Here is a 12,590-nt window from a genome sequence, read left to right on the forward strand (position 1 = left end):
TCTAAACCATCCTTTTATTGTATTTTAAAGTTGACATTGTATAGCCATCATGAAGGCCTGAAATAATTGCATTTAGACCAGCCCTTACGTATATGCCACTCAACTTTTCATTATAAGTGAAAAGTCCAGTAATCGTTCTATAGAGTTGTGGCTTAACATTGCCATCCACATCTTCGTATAAATTTTCCGTCAAAGCATAAGGACAATATTTTTGGATGATAAAATCTTCTTTTACTTTTTCATCAAGCAGATTTTGCCAAGCTTGATTGTCATAATCCTTACCTGCACAGACGCCCTTAGAAGCATAATAATCAATAGGTTTGATGATATATTCATCTTTATTTTCAAGATAGTTTATGAAATCATCACCCTGAACAAGTGGTTTTGTATATGGGACATGTTTATCGATAAAGCTTAGCATCTCATCTGAAAAATATTGTCTTAATACGGGATGATATAAAACTTCAAAGAATCGCTTTGTATGGATGATCTGTGTTTTTACAGTGCCAACGACACAAGTTTTGTCAGCTAAAAGACCTGCGATAAGCTCAGGGACTTCCTCATAATGATCCATCAAATCTTTGGTTACGAGACGCCTATAAATAATATCAATCGCTTGATCACCAGAGTATAATTTACCGTCTTTTTCCGTTAAGTTTCTCGGATCAACGATTTCACAGTTAAACCCCTCTTTTAAAAATGCTTTCTGAAAGACTTCAAATTCTAGTGGGCTACTTTTATCAATAAAATCTAAAATTGCGACAAATGGTTTATCACTGTATGTTTTTCTCTTTGTTTCAGCTAAATATTCAGCATAGATTTGTTTCACTTCTTCAACCCAACTGCTAAAAAGTTCAAAACTCTCAAAAGCAAAATCTGATTTAAAACTATTTAGGAGTTCTGTTTGCATCATAATTTGGCTCAGTTCAAGTTCTTCATTCATAGCTGAAGCACCGTCAGCATTGAGTTCGCAAAACTGAAAATTTCCTTCACCATAGTAAAAGATATCAAATCTGCCCATAGGTACTGTCGCATTATAATGATGTGGTACATTTATAAGTGCTTCTAATTCCGGACTGAAGTTAAAAAGCGCTCTGATTTCTTCTTTTTCAAGATATAGTTCAATGGTGCGTTTAGAAACAGCGTGTATGCCTTCTAGCGCATTTTTAAACGTATCTAGGTCTACTTGATCATAAAGCATAGGAACATGAAGATAAGGCACAGGAGCACCCTTATAAATCGCTTTCGAATTGCTTACTGCAAGTTTAGTTTTTCTAAAATCCTCAATATATTTATCGTATTCGTTCATAAAAGTTGATACCAAATCACGGTTAATTTTCACTGATCTTACATTTGTATCATTGCCCATAAACTATTTTCTCCTTATTTCTATAGATTCAGCAAACAAGTCAACAGACTGATCGTATTGGTGCAGTAGATAATCTGTAATAGAGCCATATTTACCAAGGATTTCTTGAAGCTGTTTGATATATACACGCTCACCTTCACTTATCACTAATTGTGCATCATTTAATAAGTTTAGTTTTAAAGACTCAAGTGTATCCATCAATGAAAGGTTTGTAAAAGATTGCAAGTTTGTATTTTGAGATTCAACCCACGCATCATCATACGCTAAAGACTCTTGATAATATTTTTCTAATAAAGAAGGTGTATAGAATACGGCTTTAACCATTGCACCTACTGCCAAACTATATGGAAATGGGAGCGAATCTGGCATCCTAATCTCAATAAATCGTTTAAGTCTTACATCTGGAAATACCATGCTCTGATGATGCTCAAGTTCACTTTCGTAAAATGGATATTTTGAAAGTGAAGATAAAAGAGGCTCATCCTTAGAGTAAATCAGTTTTCCCTCCGTATAAAGCAAAATTGGCGGAAGTTTGAGCAGGTACTCGGCATAACTTTTAAAATCAAAGTGCGTCGTCAAACTGCCAGGTATAAGTTTAGAACGCTTCACATCAGTTTCGGCCCATATCCTTGCTCTCATATTTTTACCTATGGTTGGTGCCCCTTCAAAAAAAGGTGTCGCATCGAAGAGTGATGCCATCGCTGGTGAAATATAGTTTGCAACTCTAAATTTCTTAATAAAATCCTCTTCATCTTTATAATCGATAGAGACTTGTGTCGCTGCAGTACCTTTCATCATATTGTGACAAAAGATGCCATTATCTTGAAAGTAGTCGTACATCATCGCATACCTTTTTTTAGGCAATAATGATAATTCTTCAATACGAGTAACCGGATGATAACCGATTCCAGCCAACATTTGATTTGGCATTAGCACATTATTGATCTCTTCGATGACTTCTAGATAATATTTCTCAATCTCTACAACAGAAGTAAGTGGTCTAAGGCTTATTTCCACCTGGCCACCTGGTTCTAGTGTTATCGTATCACCATTTTTTTCTAAACCTAAAATATAATCATCCTCTTGAATTATGATTTTCCAATCTTTTTCAGCGAGGGCTTTCATCATTTGCATTTGACCATTTTCTTCAAAATAATCGTAACTTCTCAGTGTTTCTCTGTCTAATAAAAAGTGCTCAAACTCCATACCCAAAAGTTTTGGCTGCTCAGTTGAATGTGCTTTAAAAAAATCAACTTGTGCGCTTATATATTTTTCTTTTGTGTAAATCTCACCTTTTTTCACTGTATTTTCTATCCCCTTCATATGTTCTATTCCTTCCGCTCTCTATAAAATAGACGCAATAAAACTATTTCGCTTTGCAAAATATTATACAATTTAATTTTATAAAAATCAACGAACAGAAGATGAACAAAAAATGAATAAGGTTAAGGGATCAAGTCAATTAGTATCCTAACATCATAATATTCTACTTTTAAATCATCTACTTTAGTGGGTGCTTGATCACTTGTAATTTGGCCATCTATGTTGGTATATACAAGTTTCAATTTAACACTTTGATCTTCTGAAGTAATAATTTGAGGTTGATTTTGATCTAGATAAAAAGCTGCTGCACTACTGCTTAAATCCACAGTTAAAAGGGTCACATCATTTTCTTTAATCGTAAGTTCTTCTAAATTTTTTTCAATACTTAATCCTTTTGTTAGTAAAGTTTTCTCCAAAACATCATACTGCCTCACGTTTAGCATGTAGTCCGCTCCATCAAGTGCTATTAATTCGGTTTGCATCTTCGTGAAATAATTAAATCTCTCAAAAACACTTTGATTTCGATTCCAATAATAAAGTAGATCAAAACCGAGGTATTGCTTAGCATTATCACCGCTGAACCCCTCTGGCAGTACCTTAATTTGATCAACTGCATAAGCATCAATTAAGAATGTAATTTTCTCAGAGATATCACTTTGAGACTCTTTACTGATTTCAGCATTAGGCTTTAATTGACCATCACTTGATAACATCTCATTCGCTATCAGTAATCGCTCTAGTTGATGCGTCTGACTTGTAAGTGTCAAACTATATCCCGATAATGGCCCAAAGAAGGCTATTGCAATAAATGTTATCAACAAAATCATAGAGATCACTGCTGTATCTTTTTTTACAAGCCACATAAGTGCAGCTGTCACACTTGAAAAAACTGCTAGCGTGACGACAAAGTACCTTGGCATCGTGATCCCGAAACCATTGATTCTTATAAAAAGCGAGATGAACAACATCACAAGAGGAATTGACATCAATGGGATATAGATTTTAAAGAACTTAGAGAGCCACGGCACTTCAATTCTTAGATCCCTTACAAAAAATAACGTGATGATACTCACAAGCGCATACCATAAAACTAAATTGCCTATGACACCATCTGGTAACTTAAAATTAAAGAGTACTTTTACAAAATACGCATATAGAATTACGGTATACACACTGAGAATCGGTAAAAGGATATAAAGAAACAACCCTTTAAACACTTTCGAGAAGCCTTCAGTGGGAAGCTCTGAACCCATCTCTGGAATACTTCCTAGAAAATAAGTCACACCAAAAGCGCCAGCAATTAATATAAACGCATCCATATAAATTTCATCCCACCAGTGCACACCAAATAGCTGATCAATGGAGAAAATTATCATTGAGACGCCACCCATTATGACGCCTGCATATAATACTGTCAAAAAGAACCGTCCTACTAGATGTAAAATATACCTCGAAAGTCCCTCTCGTTCATAAAAATAAGGTACTACTAAAAAAGCCATAAAAAGAATTGCCCAAAGTGCCATATAGCGCATCGCAAAATAAGGTGTCATAACTTCGGGAATGGTTAAAAAATAGAGTAATGTCAACACAACAGCTGATACATGAACCCCATATTTCTTAATTCCATCTATTTTATATCTTTCGATTAACAACTTTCCTGCTCCGGTCATTGGTAGACCAAGTGCTAATGTCAGTGCAAGTTTTTGGTATAGATCTTGCTGCTGTGAATTATAATCTAGATGAACAAGTACAATTGTAACGATCATCAATAAAAAGGTCATCGCTAGTGTTAAAGGAAACCTCTCTCCAGATCTTTTTAATTTGTCTAGAATGAAACGCATCGTTTCTCTTAACTTTTTCATAATTTCACTTCCTATTTTTAATTTTTAGGTTTTTATATTGATATTACTATTGTACCCCTAAAGCGCTATTTTTAACATTACCATATTGTTTCACTTAAACTACAAACTTAAAGATGACTGCTTAAAGCTTTATCTACTCTACATAAAATATAACAAACTAGATATGTATCCATTGAAAATCGAAAATTGAATTCTCCTATGCTTTAGGCTATCATAATTATACAGACATAATCGAAATTACTTGGAGGTAATTTTATGAAGCAACTGTTAATAGTAGAAGATGATCGCGATCTTAATAAAGGTTTATGTATGGCTCTAAAAGATACAAAGCTTCAAATCGTGCCCTGTTTTGATCTGAAATCAGCATATGAACAACTCGCTTGCCAAATGACAGATCTAATCTTACTCGACATCAATCTCCCCGATGGCAACGGCTTAGAACTTCTTCATAAGATCAAAACCAGTAGTAGACCTATCCCTATTATATTACTGACTGCAAATGATACTGAAATGGATATAGTTTCTGGTTTAGAAAACGGTGCAGATGATTATATCACTAAACCCTTTAGCCTAGAGATATTGCGAGCACGTGTGAAGAATCAATTAAGACGTCTTGCAAACGAACAAACAGAATTGATTACTATAGACAACTACCGCTTCGATTTTAAACACATGAAGTTTGCAAACGCAAATACGTTGGTTGAATTAAGTAAAACAGAACAAAAATTGCTTCGGTTATTGGTAAAGCATCGCGGTACAACTATGTCGAGAGCAATACTCCTTGACCGAATTTGGGATGATGGCTCTGATTATGTTGACGAAAATGCGCTATCGGTCACTGTTAAGCGCCTCCGCGATAAACTTGATGCATCAAAATATATCAGAACGGTCTATGGACTGGGTTACACATGGGTGGTGAATCAAGATGAATAAAAATGACACCACTTTACTCTTTTGTGTTTCAGTCTTTTTTATACTATGCACTTTTATGGTAATCTATCAACACTATAAAACTAGAAAAATCATGAAAAAACTTACCCAGATGCTGGATAGTGCCATCGAAGGTAAATTTTCTGAACAACTCTATAATGAAAGCTTAATCTCTTCATTTGAAAGCAGATTTTATCGTTACCTCTCCGCAAATGAAGCTTCAGCACAGAATTTAGCTAAAGAAAAAGAACAAATCAAGCAATTGTTAGCTGACATTTCCCATCAAACAAAAACACCCCTTGCAAATATACTGCTCTATGCACAGCTTTTAGAAGAACACGATCTAAAGGCAGAAAGTTTAAACGCTGTATCAGCCTTGCGTGGTCAGGCTGGTAAACTTAGTTTTTTAATCGATACCTTGGTCAAACTGTCTCGACTTGAAACAGGCGTTTTCAAACTACATCCAACATTATCTCCTGTTTCTACTATGATTGAAGACGTCATTTTTCAGTTTGAACAAAAGGCACTTCATAAGGAAATCAAACTCGGTTTGGTTGATGTAAAAGGTATTCATGCGCTTAAAGATGTATATGCCTACTTCGACTACAAATGGACAGCTGAAGCACTTGGTAATCTACTAGATAACGCCATTAAATATACACCTATAGGTGGAGAAATCTCTATTTCTGTTATAGAATACGATTTGTTTTGTCGTATCGATATTAAGGATAATGGCATAGGGATTTCAGAAGATGAACAAGCTAAAATTTTTGCACGTTTTTACCGTTCACCCTCTGTTTATCACCAAGAAGGGATAGGCATTGGTCTTTATTTGACTCGACATATCATATCTGAGCAAAATGGTTATATCAAAGTATCATCCACCCTAGATAAAGGAACCGTATTTTCAATTTTTTTACCAAGAAAAGCTTAAATTCTTTCAAAACTGTTAGATTTTATATTTAGCTTGAAAGATTTCGGTAAGAAACACATGCTAAAGTTTGATATATAAAACAAAATACAAACTTTAAAGCTGGAGGTAATATCCATGTCTATACTAGAGACCAATCATCTAAAAAAAATTTACGGAACTGGAGACAATACTGTCAATGCACTTGCTGGTGTCAACTTAAAAGTGGAAAAAGGTGAATTCATAGCCGTCGTGGGGACCTCGGGTAGCGGTAAATCTACACTGCTCCATATGTTAGGGGGACTAGATCGACCAACAAGCGGTACCGTTAACGTAGATGGTAAAGATATCTTTTCACTAAAGGATGAGGCATTAACCATCTTTCGTCGCCGTAAAATTGGATTTGTTTTTCAGAATTACAATTTAGTACCTGTACTTAATGTATATGAGAATATAGTTTTGCCTATTCAACTTGATGGTGACACTCCAGATGCAGATTATGTTGCCAACATCATCGAAACACTTGGGCTTGAAACCAAGCTACATAATCTTCCCAATAACTTATCAGGTGGGCAACAACAGCGCGTCGCTATTGCCCGTGCACTAGCTGCAAAACCTTCAATTATTTTAGCAGATGAACCCACTGGTAATCTGGATTCCAAAACCAGTCAGGATGTCATGGGACTTTTAAAGATCACAAGTCAAAAATTTGCACAAACTATTGTCATGATCACTCACAACGAAGAAATTGCACAGTTGGCAGATCGCATCGTTCGGATCGAAGACGGCTTAATCGTCAGTAGATAAGGAGGTGCTTATATGAAAGTCGCTAATAAGAAAATCATTCGTAAACTCAGTTACAATAATTTGAAAACAGCAAAAACCAGAAACATTATCGCCATATTTGCCATTGCCCTTACGACGCTTTTGTTTACGTCATTGTTCACGATCTCACTCTCTATTAACCAATCTATCCAAGAAGCCAATTTTAGACAAGTCGGCGGCTGGTCACATGGTTCATTTAAGTATTTGACTCAGGAACAATATGACGAGATCAAAAGTGATGCACTTATCAAAGACTATGGGCTGCGTCGTTTTGTTGGTATGGCAGCTGATGTACCCTTTAACAAATCACATGTGGAGATCGGTTACAGTGATGCCACTCAAGCACACTGGATGTACTGTGACCCTATCAAGGGACATTTACCTGCAGAAGGGACAAATGAAGCCGCTACAGATACACATATTCTTGCACTTTTAGGCATTGAGCCTGTTATCGGAAATTCGTTTACCATGGCATTTGACGTGGATGGTACAGAAGTTACCAAGACCTTTATACTTAGTGGATGGTGGGAGTACGACGATGTAATTAAAGCCAATCATGTCCTTATCCCTCTTACGCGTGCACAGAAGATCTACGATCAAGTTGGTATCGGCACCGGAATAGGCAAAGACGGATTAACCGCTTCATGGAATATGGACGTCATGTTAGGTAGCACCCTTCATATTGAACAAGATCTATACAACATACTCGCTAATCATGGCTATCAAAGTGAAAGTCGTGCCGCGGGAGAGAATTATATCCCTATTGGTGTCAACTGGGGTTACTCAGGTTCTCAGCTAGCCGATAACATTGATCCCATGGTGGTTGTAACGCTTATCGGACTTTTACTCCTCATATTATTCACAGGTTACCTCATCATCTATAATATCTTTCAGATCACCGTATCAAACGATATCAAATTTTATGGTTTGCTTAAAACCATCGGAACAACAGGAAAGCAACTTAAGCGCATCATTTACTTTCAAGCTTTTTTACTTTCGATGATCGGTATCCCTTTTGGATTACTTTCGGGTTACTTGATCGGCATAAAGCTGACGCCAGTGATACTCTCAACACTTAATGTCGTTAAAGCAAACACCGTATCATCAAGCCCTCTGATATTTTTAGGCTCTGCCGTATTCGCACTTATAACAGTGATCATTTCTTGCCGCAGACCTGGCCGTATAGCTGCAAAGGTCTCACCACTAGAAGCAATCCGTTATTCAGATGGGACAAACTACAAGAAAAAAATGCGTGGTGCAAGACATGGTGCATCACTTTCTAAAATGGCCTTTGCGAACCTTAGACGCAATAACAGCAAAACCATCATCACTGTTATTTCACTTTCACTTTCGCTCTTACTCCTCAATACAACTGTTACTTTTACAAATGGTTTTGATATGGACAAATATTTGACTGAAGTAGTTGCAGATTTTATCGTAGCTGATGCCCATTATTTTCAAGTGGGGAATTATTGGAATAAAAATTACGCAATTCCTGATGATGTCATTTCAGACCTTGAAAATAAATCAGGAATAGAATCTGGTGGACGTGTCTATGGTCAAAGTAGTCTCGCGGAAGAATTTGTCACTGAAGATTACTTGAGAGCATCTCAAAGCCAGTGGAATTCCAAAGAAGCTTTAGATTATATGGTTGCCTCAAAGGAAAAAAACGAATCGGGTTTACTATCCAATCGTGTTCAATTATATGGTATGGAGCGCTTTGTACTTGACAAAACGAAACTAATTGAAGGAGACTTAACTAAATTATATGAACCAAGTGGACATTATATCGCCGCGGTTTATGGACTGGATGACTATGGTAATGCCATGCCAAGTACAAACTGGGCAAGCATCGGCGATACAGTTACAATTCGTCATATAAAGGCATATGAATATTTTGACCCTAACACCGGAGAAATTCTAGATCAAAATAGTATCCGGGAAGGACAAGATTATCGACTAAGAACAACCGTCTTTGATGATATTGATTATGAAGTTGTTGCACGAATTGGCATACCACACACACTTAGCTACCGCTATTATGGCGCTGATGAATTTGTGATGAATGCACAGCTTTTTATGGAAGATACAGGCACCAATGATATGATGTACTACGCTTGTGATGTTGATGATGAAAACACTGATGCCATGGAAGCTTTTTTGTCCAATTTAACAAATAACCAAAATACACAACTAGGCTATGAAAGTAAATTTACGTACGCTGCTGAGTTTGATTCCTTCCGTAAAATGTTTCTCATATTGGGAGGTGTTCTAAGCTTCATCATAGGCATCGTTGGCATACTCAACTTTCTTAATGCTATGTTAACAAGTATTTTGAGCCGTCGTCATGAGCTTGCGATGTTACAATCAATTGGTATGACAGGTAAGCAATTAAAACTTATGCTGATCTGGGAAGGTCTCTACTATACTTTAGGCGCAGTGATTACATCACTAGTGCTTATTATAACAGTTGGTCCATTCTTATCTAATGCATTTTCAAGTATGTTTTGGTTTTCTACTTATCAGTTTACTCTAGTGCCAATCATCAGTGTCACACCATTTTTTGCTATACTAGGTATTATAGTGCCACTAATTGTATATCGAAATATTACTAAGCGCTCAATTATAGAACGCTTAAGAGAAATCGAATAGTAAGGCTAAAGATATGACTTCATAAAACAAGAGCGACAATGATAAAAATCATTGTCGCTCTATTAATAATCATAACTTCATTTAAGTGTTCAAATCACGTGCATAGAACCTCTGATATGCAAGGACGATAAATATTCCAGAACAGGTGATGAGCACTAGTGTTGAAGGCAGTGCCATTTGCTGATCGAACATAACCGTTACACTGTTATAAGCCTTAAATGGTGTGAAATATTTTAGAAAAGTTACTTTATCACTAAGATCTGATAAGATGCTTAGGAAAAATGTACCTAGTACAATCCCTGTTGCAGCTGAAGTTGCAAGTTTTGTGGTTTTCAAAATAGCACCCAGTAAAAAACCAAGTGTTAGGAAAAACAACTGTATAAAGAATAGCGCGATCATGAGTAGTGTGACCTGACCAAGTAGTCCATCACCACCATTGTTTTGTGCAATCATCACTACTGATGTAATCAGCGTCACAAGGTTAAAAACTAAAATATTAAAAACACCTGCTATAAACTTACTTACAATTACTTTGAAACGCTTTACCGGTTTAGAAAATAAGAAATCTGCACTATGGTCTCTTTCTTCTTTTGAAACGATAACAGCTCCAAACATCACTGCATGAATCGCAGCAAGTAGCATGAAGTAGAGGAAAAACACGGTATAAAATCCGTCTACAGTTGTGATGTCAACAGATGAGATTCCAAACGCTTTCATAATCCCTTCTGGATAACCTTCAAGCATGCTGTTGATATCCACACCTGATTCAGAAAAACCAACATACTTCATCATGCCCGCTAATATAATAAACATTTGAGCCACGGACCATATGATCAAAGACTTCATATTTGCTCTTAATTCTCTCAATATGATATTCATAAGGCCTCCTATATAGATGGTAAATCTTTTTTAGTAAATAACTTATACGTAAAAAAGATGAAGATAGCACTCAGTACAAACCAAGCTGCAATAAATTTACCTTGATAAGCCACATGTTCGGAAACATAAGCTAGATCAAAATATCCAAAAGGTGAAATCCATGCTAGTTTCGGATCTTCAAGTGTTTGGTTTAATAAAAAGATGATATAAAATAAAAATACAACGCCCATACTAATTGGTAGAACTGTTCTAATTCTTCTTAAAAAGACAGAAACTGCTAATCCAAGAGAAGCAAAAAAAAGTTGAATAAACAATAACGTTCCTGTTAAAAGCATATAAAGCTTCATATCAAATGCATCTTTACTCACTAAGTTAATGATAATTAAATTTGCTAAACAGATCACCACGTTGATGATGCCAAGCTCAATTAACACCGCAGCAATTTTTAGTGTAATTATTTTTGTGCGCTTTACTGGTTTAACAAATAGAAAATCCCCTGTTTTTTCTCTCACTTCAGCTGATAATATCGAAACACCTAAGTTCATCGCTTGAACTGCCCCAGCAAGTATAATATAGAGAAATGCAAAACTATAATAACCTAATACTTCTCCCAAATTTGTCGTTGTCAGGCCAAAAGCTTTTCTAAACTCCGGCGGAAAACTTTCAAATACTTTCGTAAAAGTAGCCGCTTGTTCTGAAATAAAAGGATAAAGCATCATAAAAATTGTAAAGGTTCCTACAAGTGATGCACACCATACAATCAAGGATTTTCTGCCCATTTTAAGCTCTTGCATTAAAATGTTCATATTATGCCTCCTTTTGATAATAGTGCATGAAAATTTCTTCCAAGGTTGGTTCTTCAATCAAAATGTTTTGGAGTTTTACTTTATGAAGGACTTCGATAATCGTATTGATATCGCCTTTAAATAAGAAATTAACGCCCTCTGCAGTCTTCGTCAAATTTGTGATTCCTTCAAAACCAAAAAGTTTCTCAATAGAATCCTCTTGTGATTCCACAATTATTTTTTTATATGAGCTATTACGCATATCATTGATATTTTCTACTTTAATAATTTGCCCTTCTTTAATAATGGCAACCCTAGAACATAACTTTTGAACTTCAGTTAAAATATGAGATGAAAAAAGAACAGTCGCACCTTTTTTATTCTCCGCTAAGATCAAATCAAAAAACTTTTGTTGCATCAAAGGATCAAGTCCACTAGTCGGTTCATCTAAAATAATGAGTTTTGGTTCATGTAGTAACCCTTGAACAATTCCCACTTTCTTTTTGTTACCATAAGAAAGATCTTCAATTTTCTTGTTCAAATCTAGGTCCATCGCTTTAGAAAGAGACTCTATCCTAGACATGTCTACGTTTTCATAAAAACTTGCTGAGTATTTTAGTACATCGATCACTTTCATGTTTTCATAGTAAAAGACTTCTGAAGGAAGATAGCCTATCTCTTTTCTTATTTCATCTCCGTGCTTGATACAATCTTTGCCAAAAATAGTTGCAGTACCACTTGTTGGATAAATTAAAGACAGAAGCGTGCGAATAGTCGTTGATTTTCCAGCCCCATTTGGACCGATAAAACCAAAAATCTCACCTTCTTCAACACTAAATGATACATTTTCTATTCCCCGATGTTTTCCATAGTATTTTGTCAATTGGTTGATCTCGATAATATTCATATTAAACCCCTTTCTAAGCGCACTTAACTTCTCATGGCCTACCTTAAAAATAGCATATTATTTCAAATGTGACAACCTAGTCACATTGCATTTAATACTTAATTAATACTTTGATAAGCTTTCATATATATACAAAACTTCTATTGAT

Annotated in this window: 10 protein-coding genes; 4 read left to right on the forward strand and 6 right to left on the reverse strand. The window is 35.7% G+C overall.

Translation table 11 applies throughout. The annotated features are described in order from the left end of the window. Position 1: 1 nt before the first annotated feature. The 3 genes from QE109_RS07825 to QE109_RS07835 form a co-directional block, all read right to left on the reverse strand. Positions 2-1,369: a circularly permuted type 2 ATP-grasp protein gene (locus QE109_RS07825; protein WP_281093880.1), complete on the reverse strand. Its 1,368-nt coding sequence runs from the start codon at positions 1,367-1,369 to the stop codon at positions 2-4. Positions 1,370-1,372: 3 nt separating this feature from the next. Further along, entirely contained in the window at positions 1,373-2,692 is a 1,320-nt protein-coding gene (locus QE109_RS07830) for a glutamate-cysteine ligase family protein (protein ID WP_281093881.1), read from the reverse strand. 122 nt (positions 2,693-2,814) lie between these two features. Next, positions 2,815-4,554 carry a DUF4153 domain-containing protein gene (locus QE109_RS07835; RefSeq protein ID WP_281093883.1) on the reverse strand — a complete coding sequence of 580 codons (1,740 nt, stop codon included), beginning with the start codon at positions 4,552-4,554 and terminating at the stop codon, positions 2,815-2,817. A gap of 255 nt (positions 4,555-4,809) precedes the next feature. Here QE109_RS07835 and QE109_RS07840 point away from each other — a divergent pair, with 255 nt between their 5' ends. The 4 genes from QE109_RS07840 to QE109_RS07855 all read left to right on the forward strand — a co-directional run bounded on the left by QE109_RS07840 (position 4,810) and on the right by QE109_RS07855 (position 9,871). Beyond that, positions 4,810-5,487 carry a response regulator transcription factor gene (locus QE109_RS07840; protein ID WP_281093884.1) on the forward strand — a complete coding sequence of 226 codons (678 nt, stop codon included), beginning with the start codon at positions 4,810-4,812 and terminating at the stop codon, positions 5,485-5,487. A 55-nt stretch (positions 5,488-5,542) separates the two neighbouring features. Beyond that, positions 5,543-6,418 carry a sensor histidine kinase gene (locus tag QE109_RS07845; protein WP_281093885.1) on the forward strand — a complete coding sequence of 292 codons (876 nt, stop codon included), beginning with the start codon at positions 5,543-5,545 and terminating at the stop codon, positions 6,416-6,418. Positions 6,419-6,532: 114 nt separating this feature from the next. After that, positions 6,533-7,201: an ABC transporter ATP-binding protein gene (locus QE109_RS07850; protein WP_281093886.1), complete on the forward strand. Its 669-nt coding sequence runs from the start codon at positions 6,533-6,535 to the stop codon at positions 7,199-7,201. 12 nt (positions 7,202-7,213) lie between these two features. Further along, positions 7,214-9,871, forward strand: coding sequence for an ABC transporter permease (locus QE109_RS07855; RefSeq protein ID WP_281093887.1), 2,658 nt, complete (start codon positions 7,214-7,216; stop codon positions 9,869-9,871). A gap of 81 nt (positions 9,872-9,952) precedes the next feature. On the opposite strand, the gene QE109_RS07860 is transcribed toward QE109_RS07855, so the two are convergent. Genes QE109_RS07860 through QE109_RS07870 form a run of 3 tightly spaced genes read right to left on the reverse strand, consistent with a single transcriptional unit; the run spans position 9,953 to position 12,442 of the window. Continuing rightward, positions 9,953-10,750, reverse strand: coding sequence for an ABC transporter permease subunit (locus tag QE109_RS07860; RefSeq protein WP_281093888.1), 798 nt, complete (start codon positions 10,748-10,750; stop codon positions 9,953-9,955). Between the two features lie 8 nt (positions 10,751-10,758). Then, positions 10,759-11,556 carry an ABC transporter permease subunit gene (locus tag QE109_RS07865; RefSeq protein WP_281093889.1) on the reverse strand — a complete coding sequence of 266 codons (798 nt, stop codon included), beginning with the start codon at positions 11,554-11,556 and terminating at the stop codon, positions 10,759-10,761. A 1-nt stretch (position 11,557) separates the two neighbouring features. Next, on the reverse strand, positions 11,558-12,442 hold the full coding sequence (locus QE109_RS07870) for an ABC transporter ATP-binding protein (protein WP_281093890.1): 885 nt from the start codon (positions 12,440-12,442) through the stop codon (positions 11,558-11,560). Positions 12,443-12,590 lie beyond the last annotated feature (148 nt).

Source organism: Fusibacter bizertensis, assembly GCF_029914245.1.
Taxonomy (GTDB): domain Bacteria; phylum Bacillota; class Clostridia; order Peptostreptococcales; family Acidaminobacteraceae; genus Fusibacter_C; species Fusibacter_C bizertensis.